The organism is Pseudoalteromonas aurantia 208, assembly GCF_014858725.1.
GTDB lineage: Bacteria > Pseudomonadota > Gammaproteobacteria > Enterobacterales > Alteromonadaceae > Pseudoalteromonas > Pseudoalteromonas aurantia.
The window spans coordinates 48,498-68,146 of record NZ_AQGV01000012.1; the positions used below are offsets into that span (position 1 = coordinate 48,498).

16 protein-coding genes are annotated in these 19,649 nt (G+C 41.8%); 8 read left to right on the plus strand and 8 right to left on the minus strand.

The window, feature by feature from the left end; translation table 11 throughout:
• Positions 1-99: 99 nt before the first annotated feature.
• Complete coding sequence (locus PAUR_RS04325) at positions 100-693, minus strand: TetR/AcrR family transcriptional regulator (RefSeq protein ID WP_192506594.1); 594 nt, start codon at positions 691-693, stop codon at positions 100-102.
• Positions 694-1,012: 319 nt separating this feature from the next.
• On the opposite strand from PAUR_RS04325, the gene PAUR_RS04330 reads away from it, so the two are divergent.
• Together PAUR_RS04330 and PAUR_RS04335 are read left to right on the plus strand one after the other, a co-directional pair.
• Positions 1,013-2,101 carry an MBL fold metallo-hydrolase gene (locus tag PAUR_RS04330; protein WP_192506595.1) on the plus strand — a complete coding sequence of 363 codons (1,089 nt, stop codon included), beginning with the start codon at positions 1,013-1,015 and terminating at the stop codon, positions 2,099-2,101.
• Positions 2,102-2,257: 156 nt separating this feature from the next.
• Positions 2,258-3,925, plus strand: a complete 1,668-nt coding sequence (locus PAUR_RS04335; protein ID WP_192506596.1) for an alpha/beta fold hydrolase — start codon at positions 2,258-2,260, stop codon at positions 3,923-3,925.
• Between the two features lie 94 nt (positions 3,926-4,019).
• Here the strand turns inward: PAUR_RS04335 and PAUR_RS04340 are convergent, their stop codons facing one another.
• Positions 4,020-5,711: a hemolysin D gene (locus tag PAUR_RS04340; RefSeq protein ID WP_192506597.1), complete on the minus strand. Its 1,692-nt coding sequence runs from the start codon at positions 5,709-5,711 to the stop codon at positions 4,020-4,022.
• A gap of 250 nt (positions 5,712-5,961) precedes the next feature.
• On the opposite strand from PAUR_RS04340, the gene PAUR_RS04345 reads away from it, so the two are divergent.
• From PAUR_RS04345 to PAUR_RS04365, 5 genes are all read left to right on the plus strand, one after another.
• The gene (locus PAUR_RS04345; protein ID WP_192506598.1) at positions 5,962-6,450 is read left to right on the plus strand and encodes a hypothetical protein; all 489 of its coding nucleotides are present in this window, start codon (positions 5,962-5,964) and stop codon (positions 6,448-6,450) included.
• Positions 6,437-6,736, plus strand: a complete 300-nt coding sequence (locus tag PAUR_RS04350; RefSeq protein ID WP_192506599.1) for a transcriptional regulator — start codon at positions 6,437-6,439, stop codon at positions 6,734-6,736. Before PAUR_RS04345 ends, PAUR_RS04350 begins: the two co-directional genes overlap by 14 nt.
• 373 nt (positions 6,737-7,109) lie before the next feature.
• Entirely contained in the window at positions 7,110-7,958 is an 849-nt protein-coding gene (locus PAUR_RS04355) for a helix-turn-helix transcriptional regulator (RefSeq protein WP_192506600.1), read from the plus strand.
• Positions 7,959-8,000: 42 nt separating this feature from the next.
• Positions 8,001-8,747, plus strand: a complete 747-nt coding sequence (locus tag PAUR_RS04360) for an AzlC family ABC transporter permease (protein ID WP_225738287.1) — start codon at positions 8,001-8,003, stop codon at positions 8,745-8,747.
• Positions 8,744-9,046, plus strand: a complete 303-nt coding sequence (locus tag PAUR_RS04365; RefSeq protein ID WP_192506601.1) for an AzlD domain-containing protein — start codon at positions 8,744-8,746, stop codon at positions 9,044-9,046. The genes PAUR_RS04360 and PAUR_RS04365 overlap by 4 nt, the downstream gene beginning before the upstream one ends.
• Before the next feature lie 269 nt (positions 9,047-9,315).
• On the opposite strand, the gene phaC is transcribed toward PAUR_RS04365, so the two are convergent.
• From phaC to PAUR_RS04390, 5 genes are all read right to left on the minus strand, one after another.
• Positions 9,316-11,085 (minus strand): class I poly(R)-hydroxyalkanoic acid synthase, encoded by a 1,770-nt coding sequence (gene phaC, locus PAUR_RS04370; RefSeq protein ID WP_192506602.1) that lies wholly within the window; start codon positions 11,083-11,085, stop codon positions 9,316-9,318.
• Positions 11,086-11,241: 156 nt separating this feature from the next.
• Complete coding sequence (locus tag PAUR_RS04375; protein ID WP_192506603.1) at positions 11,242-11,592, minus strand: phasin family protein; 351 nt, start codon at positions 11,590-11,592, stop codon at positions 11,242-11,244.
• A 79-nt stretch (positions 11,593-11,671) separates the two neighbouring features.
• Positions 11,672-12,421: an acetoacetyl-CoA reductase gene (gene phbB / locus PAUR_RS04380; RefSeq protein ID WP_192506604.1), complete on the minus strand. Its 750-nt coding sequence runs from the start codon at positions 12,419-12,421 to the stop codon at positions 11,672-11,674.
• 298 nt (positions 12,422-12,719) lie between these two features.
• A complete protein-coding gene (locus PAUR_RS04385; protein WP_192506605.1) occupies positions 12,720-13,688 on the minus strand; it encodes an LNS2 domain-containing protein in 969 nt (322 codons plus the stop codon).
• A gap of 164 nt (positions 13,689-13,852) precedes the next feature.
• The gene (locus PAUR_RS04390; protein WP_192506606.1) at positions 13,853-15,637 is read right to left on the minus strand and encodes an ABC transporter transmembrane domain-containing protein; all 1,785 of its coding nucleotides are present in this window, start codon (positions 15,635-15,637) and stop codon (positions 13,853-13,855) included.
• Positions 15,638-16,079: 442 nt separating this feature from the next.
• On the opposite strand from PAUR_RS04390, the gene PAUR_RS04395 reads away from it, so the two are divergent.
• A complete protein-coding gene (locus PAUR_RS04395) occupies positions 16,080-18,074 on the plus strand; it encodes a S8 family serine peptidase (RefSeq protein ID WP_192506607.1) in 1,995 nt (664 codons plus the stop codon).
• Between the two features lie 282 nt (positions 18,075-18,356).
• Here PAUR_RS04395 and PAUR_RS04400 read toward each other — a convergent pair whose 3' ends face one another.
• Entirely contained in the window at positions 18,357-19,622 is a 1,266-nt protein-coding gene (locus PAUR_RS04400) for a Xaa-Pro dipeptidase (protein ID WP_192506608.1), read from the minus strand.
• Between the last annotated feature and the right edge of the window lie 27 nt (positions 19,623-19,649).

Sequence of the window (19,649 nt, forward strand, 5' to 3'; positions counted from 1 at the left end):
CCTAGCTTATTATTTTACTTATATTACGCTGTTAACGGGTAATAAAATTCATTAAAAAGCGAGTTGTTAGAGGCTAAAGTTAGCGCTTACTTATTACCTTTAAGTTTGATACCGTGCAATAAACATCATCACCGTTTCTTCAATTGCTCGGTTCATTGCTATGTCACTGACCTCTTCAAAGCCGTAAAGTAGTGGATAAAAAGTGAATGATTTTAATTGATACACAAACTGCTTTGCTGCGTAGTCAGCATCTGTGATTTTGAGTGCTCCAGCGGCAGAGGCTTGCATTAAAAACTCACTAAAATATGTCATGCAGCCGATAGAATTAGCTGAGAGTGATTTGGCCAGTTCAGGCTGTTGCAGCATTTGCATAAAGGCAATTTTACCGATTTTTAAAAATTCGCTTGAAGTAAGTAAGGCCACTTCTTGCGTGGCAATATCGGTTAATTGGGCTTGTATCGGGCATGTACTATCAAACTCAATGATACTGACATTGGCGACCTTTTCGAGCATGCGGTCTAAAATCGCATGAAACAGTACCTCTTTTGAGGAAAAATGATTATAGACGGTGCGCTTAGATACCCCAGCATGACTCGACACCGTATCCATACTGGTTTGGTCTAGTCCGTATTGATAAAACAAACCTTGTGCCGCATCTAATATTTGCAATCGTTTTTTGTCTGATAGTTTCATGTACTTAACCTCAGGTTTGGATAAAGGTTTTGGAATAGAAGATGTTTTGTAAACAAACTTACGTACAATCCAAGGATGATATTTTGTTCAATATCAAGGCGCTTTTATGCAGTAATAGCGGGCTATTACAAATGAAAACAACGCCGAGAGTGAGAAAAATAGCTTTATTGGGCAAACTCGCTTATCCAGAGCTGAGGTTACATACCTTAACTCTATTGTTAGATATTTTATCAAGCCACTAAAAAAGTGCACTAATTAGTTTACTTTTATTTATTTTAGTGAAAAACTACACCGTATAGTTTACTTTTGGTGTGGTGATATGAGAATGTTGTGGATTGGACTGAGCATAATAATATGTGCGGTGATAGGAGGGTATAGTGTGAATAGTAATTTGGTCGCGAATGTCGAGGTAGAGCGCAAATCGGCTCAGTACGATGGTAAACAGTTCAATAACTTAGTGACTATTGCACCACAATCAATCGGTAAAACCCTTGGGATCGTAAAACGCTACATCACTGAAAACAGAGTCGATACGGAACCGACAAGTCGCCTCCCTATGGCAGCGATTACAACGGGTTCGTTGGCAGCGCTCAGTAACGATAAAGTACATATTATCAAACTTGGTCATTCTTCGATTTTACTGAAGGTGAAAGGTAAATACTGGTTATTAGATCCGGTATTTTCAGAGCGAGCGTCACCCTTTAGTTTTTTGGGGCCAAAGCGCTTTCAACCAGCGCCGATATCCATAGCCGCATTACCGAATATAGATAAAGTTATTATTTCGCATAATCATTATGATCACTTAGATAAGGCGGCGGTTCGTGCGTTGGCACATAAAACCGCTCAGTTTTTGGTGCCGCTAGGGGTCGAAGGTGACTTAGCTGCATGGGGAATTGATAAGCAGAAGATAGTGGCGTTTGATTGGTGGCAAGAGCTAGAGACAAAAGACACCTTAGTCGCATTTACGCCAACGCAGCATTTTTCAGGACGCGGCCTGAGTGATGCAAACACCACGCTATGGGGGTCGTGGGTTATAAAAACGGATAATGAAAGTCTCTATTTTAGCGGCGACTCTGGGTATTTTCCAGGGTTTAAAACCATCGGTGATAAATATGGTCCATTTGATTATACTTTAATTGAAGCAGGTGCTTATGATGAGGATTGGGCGGACGTACACATGACCCCAGAACAATCAGTACAAGCGCATATTGATTTGCAAGGAAAGGTAATGATCCCTATTCACAATAGCACCTTCGACTTGGCATTTCATGCTTGGTATGAACCATTAGAGCGAGCACTGAGTGCCGCGGACAAACAGTCAGTTGTGCTAAATACACCGATTGTGGGAGAGGTGACCACCGTGGGGTGTTGTGAGCCACAAGAGAGCCGCTGGTGGCATAGTTTGTAAAAACGCTGACTGAATTGAATGTTTGAGCGCAGTGTGACAAGTACAACGATTATCAGAAAGTTTGCAACTTCAGCATGTCCTACTAAAGTAAATTAATTGTAACTAGTGGTGTTTTTGCACTAGTTGCAATTCATTGACAACAGTTAAGGACAGATAATGAAAATAACGACTCACATATTTACGATATTATTGATTACGCAGCTTAGCGTATTATTGGTGTGTAACAACGCCATTGCGGCTTCACACTTACCTATACTTGATTGGTTAAGTAAGCCACAAGAGATACTCCTGCCTCGCTCAGAACATTTCACCATTGACGATTCTATTGAGATCGCAACGGCAGATGGGTTAAACCTAAAAGCCAATATATTTGTACCGACCCAATTAGATGAAAAAGCCCCTGCGGTGATATTTATTAATAGTTGGGCGCTCAATGAATATCAGTATATTAAGCAAGCCGCCTATTTGGCTGAACGTGGATATATTGTACTGAGCTACGCAACGCGTGGCTTTGGTGGCTCTGAAGGCGTGGTGGATACCGCAGGACCCAACGATATTGCAGATTACAGCAGGGCAATTGATTTCCTCATTGATAACTATCCCGTCAATGAAAATGCGATTGGCACTGGTGGTATTTCGTATGGTTCAGGCATTAGTTTAATCGGTGCAGCGCACGACAGTCGGGTCAAAGCAGTGGCTGCGTTGAGTAGTTGGGGCAGTCTGGTTGATTCATTGTATGGCAATCAGTCACCGAGGCTGGCTTGGGGAGAAATATTAACCCTGTCTGGTCAGTTAACTGGCAATCTTGATGCCAATGTGCCACGTTACTGGGAGGCAATAAAGTCTCACGATGAAAGTACCTTACCGGAGGTCATTGATTGGGCATTAGTGCGCTCGCCCTCTGAATATATTGATAAGTTAAACGCCAATGGCACAGCCATCTATTTAGCGAAAAGCTATGGCGATAATTTGTTTCAGCCAAATAGTTTAATGACCCTATTTGAGCAATTAACGACACCAAAATATATTGACTTGCTGCCAGGCACGCATGGTACAGCGGAGATTTTACCCGATCTATTGGGCATAGGAGAAAACCGAGTGTGGGAAAATGTATATCATTGGTTTGACATACATTTAAAGCAATTACCAAGTCAGTTACCCAGTGATAAACCCATCAATATGAAAGTGAAGTTTAGCGATAATACCGATCAATTTACTTCTCTATCAAGTTCAGAAATTGAGACTCAGCAGTATTTTTTACATCCCCGTACTTGGTTTGATAATGGTGACTTGGAGGTTACGCCATATGGTGCAGAAAACAGTAAAGATAATACTTTAAATGCATGGGCGGGCACGCTATTTACCACCAGTATTCCTGTGCTCTCGCAACTATTGGAGCAATTAGAAGTCCCAATTTACAGTAATATCTATGCTGCATCAGATATTCGCAGCATTTACTATCAATCGCCAAAGGCAGCTAAAACAATGAAGATCAGGGGGAACCCAGCGTTAAGCATCTATGTGCAACCACATACAACTCAGGCGCAAGTAGTCGCCTATTTGTACGATATGAATGTGTTTGGCGTTGCAAAGCTAATCACCCATGGTGTGTACACATTGCCAAAAGCAGCGGCTGGAGGGGTGACGAAACTCGAATTTGAAATGGCGACAACTGCGTATGACGTACCAGCGGGACATCGTGTGGTTTTAGCCATAGATACACAAGACCCACAATATAAAAAGCCTAATAGGCATAGTTACTATATAGATATTGAATATGGCAATGGCCGTGAAGGACAGTTAATGATCCCTTATGTTCGGTAAACATGAAATAAAGGCTCGTCATGAGCCTTTAGGTCTGGTTGGGAGTATTCTATGTTAAATGCAGGGCGGGAAAATAAAGCGCTCAAGCAAGGTATTAACGCTCAGTAATTATCCATTTAGAATGTGCTTTATGTGGCGCACCTGCGCGTGTTAATTGTGGTCTACTTTCATCTGAGTTATACCAAATATATTGTTGCCAATAGGTATTTTTGATGTTCCAAACCCCTCCTTGATAGATGAGCTCGTACGCTGCTTGATTTGGTGAATCCCATAACTTGGCATATCCCGAAGAAGCGCTGCTATAACTGAGAAATAAGCTAGGCGCTTGTTGGCTTCGAAAGTAATAAGCGTTGTCGTTTGCTGGGACTTTTACCCAAGTAACCTCGGATGTAGCGTGACCTGTTAGAGGCGCATTATTGGTTAAGTTTTGACTTGCCATTGCGCGTCCCGCACTGGCCGAACGAATGGTTACGATTTTTCCTATATCAGCGGATATGTTGGGTGCCTGCCAGTTGCTTGGCGGGGTTTTCCAAGTCAACGATTTCCAGCGCCAGTGATACGGCATACTCATATAAGGGTCATTTAAATCACTGTAACCTGGCTGCGCTTCAATATTAAATAAACACTGACGACGCTCTTCATCAAGTTGTGCTACCCGTGCACTTTGGTCAGTAGTTCCCACATTGAGTTCGGCCATGCATGCCGCGAGGGTTTTGCCTTTACCACTATCATTGGGCGCTAAAACATAGGTATGATCTCGGTGTTGTTGATTTTGATACCACGACAACATGGCTTGCTCATCAAACGATAGCCAGTTATTAGCCAACTGTTGTGCTTCGAGTTTTGCATGACTTTCGCGTTGTGACATATCGACCGCCATCGTTCGAATGAACGCAGCCCATAAGTCTTTACTGGCCTCTAGTGCAACTAAAGCAACGTGCTTCATGTTACTGGCTTTATAAGAGTCCCAGCCAGATTGCCCCAGCGTTTGCTCTTTCCAAATAACATCACCACTACTGAAATTTAAAACATCAGAAGTATTATGGGTATGTTGTTCAGCACCTTGTGAGCACAAGTACGCTTTTACTTGCCATACTTTTTCGTAATTATCATCCGCTAAACGAACGGTATGTTCCGGACTAAATGAATCTTGAAATAAATGCACTGCGCGACCAAATAAAAAGTAATTATGATCAACTTCCGTATTGGCTGAGGTACCGCCCCCATCCCACACTTTCATACGCTTATCATTGGCCATCGCCGCATTAACAAAATGATTGATAAAACGTGCTTGTGCCCTGTATGCGGCATTAACCCCGCCTTGGCCACCAATATCATCATAACGACGCATGAAATGGTCTTGTTGTAAATCAGCCGGCTCTTGTGAAACAGCATTGAAACAATTTGGGCCTGTGGGATCGGTACTTGCGTTGGTGACATTAAAGCCTGCAATATCGACCCATCGTTCGCCCACTATTGCTGAGTAAACATCATCATATTTTGGTTGGTAACTGGTATTGTGATTAGCAGAGGCTTGAATTCGGCTGATTTCTTCTAACGCGTTGCTGATATCTATATTTTTAGCGAGGCCTTGCTGCCAATGTTGACGAGGATCATTTGGGTCTACATTAATAATGTGTTCCGCATCTAAGACTTCTAATGCAGCTGTACGGGTTAACCATTCGTGTCCCATTGGCATAATGCCGCCACCACCTAATTGCGTAAATGCACTTGCGGTTGAGGTGCAGAGCAAGATCAGACATGCACTGAGGTTTTTGATTTTCATACTATTCCTTTGAAATATTCAGCGTCAGACGCTGTAAGTACTTTTATTGTTGTCACATAAAAACAGCAGGTAAGTTAATTTATTTATCTGTATTTTACAAATTTATTACGTTTTTATGAAAATAAATGTTATCAACTACGCAAATTTGAGTAATTTATCTGGGTTTAAATGTACTTTCCATATTGGAAAGTATATGCTAGGGTTAATTTAGTTTCCAGTGTGGAAAGAAAGTTGAGCAACTAAAGTGAGTATGAAAATGGAATTGGAAAATACAGGTGTCAGTAAAGCGAAAGAAGCATTGGCCTTAATTGAAGCAACAGAGCAGCGTTTAGAAACCTTAGTACGATTTCCAATATGGCTTATTTTGCTATGTTCGATAAGTTATGGTTTGTTTACATTTGCTTATGCCAATATGGCCCATGATAACGAATGGGTATTAGCGGCGATGATGTTTTTTGCGGTATTTTTGGCTGCAGGTTATTTCGGCATAAATTACTTGAAGCGTAGAGGCATCAAATTATTAATGTTACCAAGGTCTACATTAGGTGGCGTTTACTTTATTGGGTTGGGGGTGACGTTCGGCGTCATCATCACACTCTCTAGAGCTTATTTTCTAGAAGGGGTGATGTGGTCTGCTTATGTGGGGAGTGCTGCAAATATGATGTTAATGGCGGTAGCTCAATATTGTTACCCATTAAATGAAGTCAGTGTAACACGAGGTTGCAATGAGTCGGATTGAGTTTGACACGGTTATCCACGCGCCGAAGCGTTTACAAATTTGTGCATTACTTGCCAATGTAAATGAAATGGAGTTTCAACCACTAAAAGCACAATTGGAGGTCAGTGATTCGGTATTATCCAAACAGCTGAAAGTATTAGAGGAGTCTGATTATATTCGTATCTCTAAACAACGAGCTGAAACTGGGTATAAACGGACTTGGGTATCTTTGACGGTACTAGGTCGAAGTGCATATCAAGGGCATAAAGCCGCATTACATGCATTAATAGGCAATATAAGTCATTAATGCGATATTAAATTACTGGAATATGCCGTTTTTGTACAAAGCCGAGTACTTAATTTACGCTAAAGTAACCTCAAGTTTGGATAAGGGTTTTGGAATAGAAAATGTTTTGCAAACAAACTCACGTACAATCCAATGATGATATTTTGTTCAATATCAAGGCGCTTTTATGCAGTAAATAGCGGGCTATTACAAATGAAAGCAACGCCGAGAGTGAGAAAAATAGCTTTATTGGGCAAATTCGCTTATCAGATCTGAGGTTAAAGTTAATAACGGCACTGTGGTATGTGCCATAGGTTCGTCGATCACATATGTTAATCGAGGCGAAATTTTAACGCGTCAATGGGGCAGTTAGGTATCATAATGAGAAATCACAATGAAAAAGCGCACTGAAATTGCTGATTTTGCATATGCTTCTGAATTAGGTGGTATTGAATTGCTTAATGCACAATACCAAAAACAGAACTTTTCTCGTCACAGCCATGAAGGGTATACAATTGGGGTGATTGAATCAGGAGCGCAACAGTTTTATCGCACGGGCGGCAATCATATTGCACCTCAACACAGTATTATTTTAGTGAATGCTGATGAAGTGCACAATGGTTGCTCCGCCACTGAGTCTGGTTGGGCGTATCAAGCAATGTATCCAACACCGCATGTTTTTGAAGCCATCAGTGAAGAGTTAGGTACTGCCCGTGGGGCACCTTACTTTCCAGATGCGGTCGTTTATGACCCTTATTTAGCAAATTTATTGAGAGCCATGTTTACCACGCTAGGTGAATCGGATAATCGTTTGGTGAGAGAATCTTTGATTTATTCGTCACTCATTAAGTTGGTAGTTAGGCACAGTAAATCACTCGATAAGGGGTTACCGCTGAGCCGTGCAAACGTGTCATTGGGACTGGTAAAGCAGTTCTTAGATGAGCATCCTGACTCAGATGTATCTTTACGAGAACTGTCGGGGTTAGCAGGAGTGAGTGCGTGCCATTTGTTAAGAGCGTTTCAAAAACAGTTTGGTTTGCCGCCACACAAGTATCAAATTCAAGCGCGGCTTAGAATGGCAAAAAGACTCTTACGGCAGGGCCGCAATCAACTGGATGTTGCACTAACATGTGGTTTTCATGATCAAAGCCATTTTCATCGGCATTTTAAGCGGATGATGGGCGTGACACCAGGCCATTATGCCAAGGCGGTTGCGAGCAATAACGTACAAGTTATTTGTTAGCAACTGCTTTAGGATATTTACATGATTTTTTTCAGGTAAATAATGATGCATAGAGTAGGGTCTACAATTCGAATATCATCAAGCACAGGCCATTATAATGCCCTTTTTCGTGGCGCATTGGCTGTTTTCCCGTTGGCACTGGCGGTAGTGCCCTGGGGTATACTCGCAGGCTCATACGCTATTGAAGTGGGTTTAACTTGGTATACAGCGCAGGCTATGTCGGCTTTTGTTTTTGCCGGAGCTGCACAACTTGCGGCATTAGGTTTAATAGCATCAGGCATTGGTGCTGTTGGGGTTTTACTTACGACGATTTTGATCACCTCTCGACATGTATTATATAGCTTGTCATTACGCCCAACATGGCACGTGTTGCCGATGCGTTGGCGTATTACACTTGGTTTTTTATTGACCGATGAATTGTTTGCCATTGTTATGTCAGATAAGTTTAAAGCGTTAAAAGCGGATCCTTGGTTTGCTTTAGGAGCAGGAGGGTTTTTTTACCTGTCATGGAATCTCGCAACGGCGCTCGGTATTGTACTTGGCTCGTCAATGCCACAGCTGCACACTTTAGGCTTAGACTTTGCAATTGTCGCTACTTTTATTGCGTTAATAGTGCCCAGTATTAAAACGCCAGCCGTGTTGGTATGTGTGTCTGTGGCAACGTATACCGCAATGCTTTTTGCGCTTTGGCAATGGCAAGTCGGTTTATTATTATCAGCCGTATTAGGCATGCTTGCTGGATATATGACTGAATGTTTATACGGCGGTGATACCAAGGAGGCATTATGAGTTGGTTTGTATTGTTGGGTATGGCTGTGATTATCTTTATGAGTCGCTATGTTTTTTTGGAGCCTAAATTACCTATGGTACTTGGCCCTCATTTACAAAGGTTACTCACATATTCAGCACCTGCGGTATTAAGTGCGATTGTTGCACCGTTAATTTTTATTGAGGGTGAACAATTACACATTGGTTTTCAAAATCGTTATTTTGTTGGGGCGATAATTGCTTGCTTATTGATAGTGGTGACGCGTAATACTTTATTAACCGTGCTTGTTAGTATGGGATTGTTTTTCTTAGTTTTGTAACTATCACGACAAAGGTGAAAAAGTAGCATAGCAATGAGCTGCTACAATACTGTGTAGCAGCTTATTGTCTATTTAACCTCAGCTCTGGATAAGCGAATTTGCCCAATAAAGCTGTTTTTCTCACTCTCGGCGTTGCTTTCATTTGTAATAGCCTGCTATTACTGCATAAAAGCGCCTTGATATTGAACAAAATATCATCATTGGATTGTACGTAAGTTTGTTTACAAAATATTTCCTATTCCAAAACCCTTATCCAAACCTGAGGTTATTTACAATTTTACTTTTACATATTCACCTGGGGCATCATAAATTCCAGGGGTATCTTGGGTATGTGTTATTCTTGCGGGGACTTTCTCACTGTTGTGGCTGGTTACCCATTTTTGCCAATGAGTCCACCAAGAGCCTTTGTTGTGCTTTGCTTTATCAAACCACTGTTGAGGCTCGCCCGATACGTCGGGACCAAACCAATAACCATACTTATTTGCTTGTGGTGGGTTAATTACTCCAGCAATATGACCGGATTCACCCAGAACAAAGGTGATATTTTTGCTGGTTTGTTGTGCGCCTTTAAAGGTACCTTGCCACAGTGCAATATGGTCGTCTCTGGTCGATAGCACATAAAGTGGTTGTTTAATTTTGCTTAAGTCGATTTTAGTACCACGAATACTGACTTGCTTTTCACCAATAAGCTTATTTTCTAAATATAACTCTCGGAGCATAAAGTTGTGGCTTTTAGCGGTGAGGTTGGTGCTATCGCTATTCCAATACAGTAAGTCCATACTCATGGGGGCTTTGCCCTTGAGGTAATTATTAACGTAATAATTCCAATACAAACTATTTTCTCTGAGCATACTGAAAGAAGCACCCAGCATGTGTCCGTGCATAATACCATTTTGTATGTTGTATGCTTCTAATGCTGTAACGGTAGGTTCGTTGACAAAAACCCCGAGTTCACCTGGTTGAGAAAAGTCTAATAACGTGGTCAGCAAGGTGGCACTTTTTATTCTTTGTTTCATGCGTTTTGATACGAAGTAGGCCATGGCTGTGGCTAACAAAGTACCGCCAATACAATAGCCAATAGCATTTATATCACTTTCGCCTGTGTGTTTTTCAACCGCATCGACCGCAGCGATGACCCCATCTACAACATAATCTTCGAAGCCAATATCTTTCATACTAACATCTGGATTTTTCCACGACATCATGAAGACGGTGTGACCTTGATCAACGGCCCATTTGACCATTGAGTTATTACTTTGTAGGTCGAGAATATAGTATTTGTTAACAAAGGGCGGTACGAACAAGAGTGGGACTTGGTATACGTCGTCGCTGCTGGCGTTGTATTGAATGAGCTCAAATAAATGATTTTGGAAAACAACACGCCCAGGCGTTGTCGCCAAGTCTGTACCCAGCTCAAAAGCGCTTTCATCCGTCATGCTGATCCGCAGCATGTCCCCACCTTTTTCTAAATCTTTTTTGAATAACTCGAAGCCATCAATGAGGTTTTGACCGTTAGAATCAAGGGTGAGTTTTAGTAGCTCGGGATTCGTCGAAATGAAGTTGGAAGGCGACAATGAGTTGACCGTTTGACGCGCAAAAAACTCTAACCGCTCTTTTAATTTATCGTCAAGTCCAGGAGTTTCGCGAATAGAGCTCAGTAGCGATTGTCCGAATAGTAAATAGCTTTGTTTAATATAATTAAACCAAGGGTTTTCTTGCCATTCATCGGCTTTAAAGCGTCGATCTCCACGCTCTTCGGTAACGGAGTCTTTGGTGTCAGCCATTTCTGTAGATGCGAACGTTTGCTGAATGATCTGTAGCTGGTTTTGCCACCAATCTAGCTGGTTTTGTTGCATGGCTTCAGGTTTTTTTATTATGGCGTCTAACCATGCGCCGAAATCACGGTTACTTTGCTCTGAGAGTGCTTTTTGCACAGGATTATCATTAAACAATGAACTATTGAATGCAGTATACATGTCTTGATTGTATTGCCACCACGCATTCAGGGTTTGGTTTAGATCTTTATCTTGGGTATCCATTACGGTCATCCTAATGGCATTGGTTAATATCAATAACAACAAGGAGTAGGTGCGCTTTTGAGTTAGATGTTATAACTCAACAACAGTGTTATACGCACCTCAAGTTGTCGAATAATTCCACGGTATCACTGTGTTGTGTAATTACTCGATGAATGCTTAAGCTGGCGTTTGAGCCGCTTGAAGGTTTTCTTTAGTCAACGTTTCTAGGTTATCTTTGAACTCTTGACCTAGTTGCGATAATTTTTGGCCATCTTCAATCATTTGCTGACTGATGTTATTCAATACGGTAACTTGGCTTGCATTAAAATCAACCAAAGATTTTGCATCTTTTACATCGGCCGCTGCTTTAACTTGTGCCACTGACGTGTTCGAAAAGTTTTGTACTGCATTAACTTGAATATTTGCAAGTTGTTCAATGTTTTGTGCAACCAGTTGGTTGAACTTAAGTACAGGTGAAAGGAACTTTTCGTTTTGCTCTGAAAATGTTTTAAGTAGATCTGTGTACATGATTGCTGGTCCTTTTAACGTTCATTAATTGATACTGCATGTGTTATCTGCGTGAGGCCATTTTTGGCTTCACCGAGAATTAGTTCATGTATAAACCGCCGTTAAGCGCAAGCGTTTCACCGGTAATATAAGCTGCTTTTTCTGATGCTAAATATACAACAGCATGAGCGACTTCATCGGGAGAAGCCAGACGCTGCATTGGGACTTGTGCTTTAATGTTATCTAATACGTCTTGACGCATTGCTGCAACCATAGGCGTTTCGGTATAACCCGGTGCGACCACGTTTACGGTCACGCCAGCTCTGGCGCCTTCATAGGCTAATGACTTGCTAAATCCGATCATGCCGGCTTTTGCCGCGGCGTAATTTGCTTGACCAAATTGGCCTTTTTGCCCATTAACACTGGAGATGTTGATTATTCGGCCATATTTATTGGCACACATGTGTGCAAATAATGGGTGCGTCATATTAAAGAGTGCATTGAGGTTCGTGTTAATTACTTCACTCCACTGTGTATGTGACATTTTTTTAAATGAGGTGTCGCGGGTGATCCCTGCGTTGTTAACCAATACATCAATACGGCCACGTTCAACAATGACTTCTGTAAGTTGTGTTTCACATGCTTGTACATTGGTCACATCTAAAAAAAGTGCTTTGACCTGATTAGGATTAATCTGAGTTTGATTTAACCAAGCATCATAGTCAGCCTGCGAGCGACGTTCACTTGCGACTGCGATGACAAAATAATTGGCGTTAGCGAGCTGTTTAGCAATAGCGGTTCCAATGCCGCCAAATGCGCCTGTGACGATGGCTGTTTGTTGGTTTTCCATAGTGATACTCCGTATCTGTTGTAGCAAATTAACTGCAAACCTTCACTACGTTTTCTAATCCGCCTTAAGCAAAATCAGAAAGGTTTAAAGTGATACCGCCATTGTTCACCTTGAGTATGACGCTCAAGTAACAAAAGGATGTCATTTTTTATACACGTAGCTTTAACTGCCTATAAACGTAATCCAAATCAGGAAAAATACACTATTCGGCAAACTTATGATTGATATAAATGTTAATTATTTGTAAGTTTTGTTTTTGGAATAAAAAGTCTAACGTGTCGGTTAGACTTGGGCGTAATTATTCACATTGTGCAGCAGGGAAGTTATCTACTTGTTCATTGATATGAATTTGATAGCTGTTGCCGTTAATTGCAGTGGTACCATAATGACCTGCATCCTCGCCGATAGTGAAGCTTTGCAACGGATTTAATCCCGAATTTATAAAGGCTTGCGCATCCGTTTTAGCATTGCCATAGGCCCTAACAATGTTGAGCCCTTTAGCCTTTAGCTGATTGATTTGTTGTGTTTTATATTCAGCGGTACGAAACAGGCTGGTTTCGTTGGTTAACGAGGTACGCAGATACCCTTGGGGCAAATTCATCCAAGATAGCCAACTGCGTGTGCCTTTGGCATACCAATATACGCGTGCAGTTAAATAAACAGGTTGATAGCCAAGGTCTATGTATCGACGGACTAGGGCATAAGCTGCTTCTTTTGGGTCCGCGTACTTAATGCCTGTATAGTCGCCGATTTGTTCTGCGTCAGACTCAGTTAATGTCCCATCTATGTCAAATAATATCGCAGGGGTATTTGGTTCAACAACGGTAATAAAGCCTTGTGTGCCAGTGCCATCGGCGGGGACCGCAGCATATATGCGATACTGACCTGCAGTAAGGGGTGGTATAGTGATACTGGCTTTTCCATCTCGGTTTGTTGTTGCTTGAGTTATAAATTGCCAAGCCGAATCATGCTCACCTCGCAAATAAAAGTTAACTGTTTCAAACTCTAAGTCTTTATGAGCAATGCTGCCGTAATCGAACTTAGCAGTCACCGTAATAGGTTGGCCATATGCAGCAATTTCATCATGGATCATATGATAGTTTGGTAGCCAGGTGATAAAACGATTTAATGTGTTTTGATAAGGGGCACGATCAAAGCTTGGCGGGGCAATAATGTGCTCCATGATCTCAGGCTGTGGGCATTTAGGGAGAGCATGTGCTGACATTGAGCTAAGGATCAATGTACTTAGAAGGCATATTCTTTTCATTATTCTTCCTTTATTTTACTGGGAAATAAAGTTTAGAATAAATACTCAATGTTGCAATTTTGTTATTTTTTGATGTTTTTAAACTAAATTGATAGGCAAATTCTTTATCGTGTTCAAATACGGAGAATGAATGAAGATTCAGTCATTCTCCAAGGACCAAGAGCTTAAACAGATTTGAATTGCAATTGAACTAGTCGCTGATAAAGTTCACAGCTTTGCATTAACTCATGATGACTGCCTATCTCTACAAGCTTTCCGGCCCCTAATACGGCTATTTTATCGGCATGCTGGATAGTTGAAAGGCGATGGGCGATGATAACTGTTGTGCGATTATGCATTAGCGTATCTAATGCTTGCTGTACATGATATTCACTTTCACTGTCGAGAGCACTGGTTGCTTCATCTAGCAGTAGGATATGTGGGTCTTTTAGAATTGCTCTGGCAATCGCAATACGTTGTTTTTGACCGCCCGATAATCGCACGCCACGTTCGCCTAAAAAGCTACGATATCCATCAGGTAATTCCATAATAAAATCATGTGCGTGGGCTTTTTTTGCTGCTTCGATTACTTGCTCATCACTGGCGAGAGGGTTGCCATAACGAATATTATGCATAACATCGCTGCTAAAGAGTGCGGGTTGTTGTGGCACTATGGCCATTTGCTGTCGTAAGTCTTGTGGTGTAAGGCTTCGAATATCGACACCTCCTAGCAAGATCTCCCCTGATTGTGGGTCATAGAAGCGCTGAATGAGCTCAAATAATGTACTTTTACCAGCTCCAGAGGGCCCTACGAGTGCTAATACCTTGCCTTGTTCAATGATTAAATTCAATTTATCGGCAGCGGCCTGATTGGGACGAGATGGGTAATGGAAGCTGACCTCTTTCAGGGTGAGTTGCGCAGGTAAAGACGCTGCAATGACATGGTGATTTGTTGGTGCCTGAATTAGGCTTTTTGCTTGTAAGATCTCTATCAAACGCTCGGTCGCGCCTGCGGCGCGCTGTAATTCACCAATCACTTCAGAAATGGTGGCTAAAGATGATGCAACTAAAATGGCATAGAAAACAAAAGCACCAAGATCGCCACCAGTCATATGACCTGCAATCACATCACTACCGCCGACCCACAGCATACAGGTGATCGCGCCAAAGACGATAACAATGACGCCGGCAATGAGCGTTGCTCGTTGCTGAATACGACGGCGACCAATGGTAAAAGCTTGTTCAACTTCATCTTTAAATGATTGTTTTTCTTGCGGTTCTTGAGTGTAGCTTTGTACTGTCTTGATATGTTCAATGGCTTCACCTGCATAGCTGCCAACATCAGACATTGAGTCTTGACTTTGCCTAGATAGCGTTCGTACTTTTCTCCCATAAAACAAAATAGGGATGAGAATGAAAGGGACTGCGCACAATACCACAAGGGTTAATTTAATATTTGTGGCGAATAGCATAAATAACGCGCCAATCAGCATTAAAGCACTGCGAATAGCCATTGATAACGACGAGCCAATAATACTTTGTAGTAGAGTTGTATCTGTGGTTAAACGCGACATAATGTCGCCGCTTTTGGTGGTTTCAAAATAGCTGGGATGTAACGAAATAACATGATTAAACACCGCCAAGCGAATGTCAGCACTGACTCTCTCACCGATCCAAGAAACTAAATAAAAGCGTAGATAGGTGCCTGCTGAAATTAATACGGTGATGATTAAGATAAATTGTACGGCGCGTTCCAGTTGTTCTAGCGACTGCTCCGCAAAACCTTGATCGATTAACATTCTCACGCCTTGGCCAATTGATAGTGTCAACCCAGCAGTGAGAATAAGTGCCGCTGCTGCTAAGGCTACGCGCGCGAAATAAGGGCGAACAAAACGTTTTAATTCTAGCAAAATAGAGAGCTTTTTATTGCTTGATTTTTTGCTGTTGTCTGTAAGTGGATCAGTTTGCACGTGTGCTTTCCTAAAATTAGGGAGGGAGTTTAGGCGTAATACAGCCTGCTCGTATATTTGCGGGTTGTTGTAATGCCCTTTATAGAAACTTTATGGCGAGAGTGCAACTGAGACAACCTTGATTTTCTGTAACATTTTATAATGTCGTCAACATATTGGACGCCTTACACATTTGATGGTTTTTTTGACAACGAGAAAAATACAAAATACTGGCATTCCTAGTAATTAAAATGGGTAAATATGATGCGCAATCGTATTCAATGTTTAAATAATTATTCTTTAAGGTTAAATTTTTATTGCAAAGCAAGTTTCCTTACGATAGGTTGTACCTGAAATAGATGTTCCTTATTTAGATAAAAATATAGAAAGGGCAAGAAAAAGGACCACCTCCTGCACAGCGGATGCGCCATAACAATAATAATTTGCACGAAGGAAGTTCATAATGAGTAACAAGTTTAAAATCAGCGCAGTGGCATTATCACTAATAGCAGCCAGCAGTGTGTCAAGTCTAGCGTATGCAGAACAGACCTATATCGTCAAAATGAATACCGGGTTACAAACGCATAATCAGAATATATCAAGTCAGTCACAACACCGTATTAATGATGCTATTAGTAATAATGTTGTTGAAACGTTAGTCTCAACCGTTTCAGAGCAAGTTGTTACTATGGTATTGAGTGAAGAGCAAGTTGCATTGATGACAGCCTCAGATCAATTTGTTTATATTGAAGAAGACTTTGAATACACACCTTTCTCCTCAACTCAAATAAGCCCATATGGTATTGGCCAAGTACAAGCAAATTTGGTATCTGACGCAAATGCTGATCAGGTGAAAGTATGTGTTATCGACTCAGGTTATGACTTAGGCCACCCTGATTTACCGCAAAATGCAACTGGCTTTGCGGATGCTGCGGTTGGCTTATGGTACAAAGATGGATCTGGACATGGCACCCATGTTGCTGGATCTATCGCTGCTATTAATAATAGTGTGGGTGTTATTGGTGTGTTACCAAGTGACAAAGTGGGTATTCACGCGGTTCGAGTATTTGATGATGAAGGCAAACAGGGCCTTAACTCTCGAATTGGTCGCGCAGTAGATAACTGTGTAGAACACGGTGCGAATGTCATTAATATGAGTCTAGGTGGCGCATCAAAAAGCCAATACTTGGAAGAACGTCTAAATGCGGCCTATGATCAAGGTGTGTTGATTATTGCAGCAGCAGGTAACGGTGGTGATGCGACCTTAAGTTATCCAGCAAGTTATGATAGCGTTGTATCGGTGGCCAATATCGATAAAGACCGCAATAAAAACGATTCATCACAATTTAATGCACAAGTAGAAATTTCAGGTCCAGGTACGGATGTTTTATCTACAGTACCAAGGGGTACTGGTATCGTTGCGGGTGTCACAGTTCAAGGCGCTGGCGCGTTCGAAGCGGCGGGTATGACGCATTCAGTTGAGGGGAAACTGAGCGCTGAATTGGCTGATTGTGGCCAAGCGCTTACGACCTGTACAGCGCCTGCAAAAATTTGCTTGATTGAACGGGGTGGAGCTACATTCGCGAAAAAAGCGCAAAATTGTGAAGCTGGTGGTGGTGTTGCAGCACTGGTATACAATAACGCCGCAGGATCTTTTGGTGGAACATTAGGCGATGCTAATCACGGTGTGACAATCCCCGTGCTAGCGTTGACGCAAGTAACAGGCAACAGTTTAAAAACCCACCTCTCAAAACAAGTTACGGCTCAGCTAGAGAGTATTTCAGATTACGATGTTAAATCAGGTACTTCAATGGCAAGCCCACATGTCGCGGGTGTCGCAGCGCTTGTTTGGAGTAATCATAGTCAATGTACTAACGTTGAAATTAGAAACGCACTGAATGCCACGGCCATTGATTTAGGTGATGCAGGACGAGATCATTTATTTGGTTATGGTTTAGTGCAAGCGAAGGCCGCAGCAGATTATTTAACGCAAAATGGCTGTGCGGGAACAGTTCAAAACCAAGTGCCAATTGCGCAGTTTAATAGCCAATGTACAGGTTTAAGTTGTTCATTTGATGCAAGTGGCAGCCGAGATACTGATGGCACAATATCACGTTTTGATTGGATTATTAATGGTCAAAATGTGGTAGGCAAGCAAGCCACTTATACTTTCCCCCAAGCTGGTACTTACTCGGTTAAACTGACAGTGACAGATAATGAGGGTGCGACAGCCAACTTTAATAAAGCGGTGACCGTAACAGAGGGAAATGTGAGTGAAGGGTGTAATGGTATTACGGCTTGGTCAGCTAATAAAACATACACTAAGGCTGGCACACTGGTTTCATATAATGGTAAAAAATATAGCAACAACTGGTGGCACAGCAATAAGAACCCAGAGCAAAACTCTAATGTGGGTAATAATTGGAAAGTGTGGACAGATTTAGGTCTATGTAAATAAGCGATGATTTTTTAGTATCGACTTTATTGTTAATCAAAGCCTTTATGGTAGACCCATAAAGGCTTTTTTGATCACAATATGTATTTAACCTCAGCTCCGGGTAAGCGAATTTGCCCAATAAAGCTATTTTTCTCACTCTCGGCGTTGCTTTCATTTGTAATAGCCCGCTATTTACTGCATAAAAGCGCCTTGATATTGAACAAAATAGCATCATTGCGTTGTACGTAAGTTTGTTTGCAAAATATTTTCTATTCCAAAACCTTTATCCAAACCTGAGGTTATTTAGTTTTTAAAAACGGTGCCTTCTTTCATTACAAAGCGGACGTTTTCAAGCGTGCTGATATCGCGAAGTGGGTTATCATCTACAGCGATAATATCAGCAATAAAACCGGTTTTGATTTGCCCTACATTATTGAGCTTAAGCAAAGCAGCACTATGAATTGTTGACGACTGAATTGCTTGCAATGGGGTCATGCCAAATTTAACCATGCGTGAAAATTGTTGGGCATTGTCGCCATGAGGGTAAATTGCAGCATCTGAGCCAAACACCATTTTTACACCTGCGTTGACAGCTTTCGTAAAACTCTCGCGTTGTGCTTTTGAGACAAGTTTCTCTTTATTAATATTCTCTTGTGGAACACCATTGGCTTCACCAAATGCCAGTGTATATTCGGTGTTGTAAATGTCACAGGATAAATAAGTGCCATGTTTAAGTGCTAACTGAATGGCTTCTTTATCCATAAAGCTACAATGTTCTATACTGTCTATGCCTGCACGGATAGCGGCTTTGATACCACTGGTGCCATGAGCATGTGCTGCGATCACTAGACCTCTCAAATGTGCTTCGTCAGCCGCAGCTTTAAGTTCTTGTTCGCTAAACTGTTGTACGCCAACCTTAGTGCCTTTTGAAAATACTCCACCTGTTGCACAAATTTTTATTGTATTAGCGCCATATTTAATATTTTCTCGTACTTTCGCACGCACAGCCCAAGGGCCATCGGCAACGCCTGCGGAGAGAGATTTTTTTTCAGGGGCACTAAAATTATCATCACAGTGCCCCCCTGTAATTGAAATAGAATGCCCGGCGCTAAAAATACGTGGGCCAGGGATCTCTTTCGCGTTGATCCCATCACGCGTTGCAATGACGCTATATCCTGACGCGCCCAAATTACGTACCGTTGTAAACCCGGCTAGTAATGTGGTTTTCGCATTTTTGACGGCTTTAACTGTTTGGCGTGGAATGGAGTAATTTCGAGAAGCTAAAAAGTTATCGGCAGCATCTGAAGTAAGATGAACATGCATATCCATCAAGCCCGGTACCAAAATTTTATTTGGTAGGTTGATGGTCTGCGCACCTTTTGGTGGGCGCAGCTGTCCGTTTGTTGTGATGCGTACAATTTTGTCGTCTTTAATAAGTAATGTGGGGTTATTAATGAGTTGCCCAGTGTGTACATCGAGGTAAGCTTTCGCGGTTAATAAGGTGGTTTGAGCGTAAGCTGATGATGCATAGGCGAGGGCACATGCAAGTATGGCGTATGTTGATTTCATGGTATTTTTTCTTATTGGGTTGTCTAC

Coding starts and splice junctions, on each gene's coding strand:
- PAUR_RS04375 (WP_192506603.1), bottom strand. CDS start 11,592: ATGTACACAGATCTACTTAAAACATTTTCAGAGCAAAACGAAAAGTTC.
- PAUR_RS04335 (WP_192506596.1), top strand. CDS start 2,258: ATGAAAATAACGACTCACATATTTACGATATTATTGATTACGCAGCTT.
- PAUR_RS04385 (WP_192506605.1), bottom strand. CDS start 13,688: ATGAAAAGAATATGCCTTCTAAGTACATTGATCCTTAGCTCAATGTCA.
- PAUR_RS04355 (WP_192506600.1), top strand. CDS start 7,110: ATGAAAAAGCGCACTGAAATTGCTGATTTTGCATATGCTTCTGAATTA.
- phbB (WP_192506604.1), bottom strand. CDS start 12,421: ATGGAAAACCAACAAACAGCCATCGTCACAGGCGCATTTGGCGGCATT.
- PAUR_RS04360 (WP_225738287.1), top strand. CDS start 8,001: ATGATGCATAGAGTAGGGTCTACAATTCGAATATCATCAAGCACAGGC.
- PAUR_RS04330 (WP_192506595.1), top strand. CDS start 1,013: ATGAGAATGTTGTGGATTGGACTGAGCATAATAATATGTGCGGTGATA.
- PAUR_RS04345 (WP_192506598.1), top strand. CDS start 5,962: ATGAAAATGGAATTGGAAAATACAGGTGTCAGTAAAGCGAAAGAAGCA.
- PAUR_RS04350 (WP_192506599.1), top strand. CDS start 6,437: ATGAGTCGGATTGAGTTTGACACGGTTATCCACGCGCCGAAGCGTTTA.
- PAUR_RS04365 (WP_192506601.1), top strand. CDS start 8,744: ATGAGTTGGTTTGTATTGTTGGGTATGGCTGTGATTATCTTTATGAGT.
- PAUR_RS04340 (WP_192506597.1), bottom strand. CDS start 5,711: ATGAAAATCAAAAACCTCAGTGCATGTCTGATCTTGCTCTGCACCTCA.
- PAUR_RS04395 (WP_192506607.1), top strand. CDS start 16,080: ATGAGTAACAAGTTTAAAATCAGCGCAGTGGCATTATCACTAATAGCA.
- phaC (WP_192506602.1), bottom strand. CDS start 11,085: ATGGATACCCAAGATAAAGATCTAAACCAAACCCTGAATGCGTGGTGG.
- PAUR_RS04400 (WP_192506608.1), bottom strand. CDS start 19,622: ATGAAATCAACATACGCCATACTTGCATGTGCCCTCGCCTATGCATCA.
- PAUR_RS04325 (WP_192506594.1), bottom strand. CDS start 693: ATGAAACTATCAGACAAAAAACGATTGCAAATATTAGATGCGGCACAA.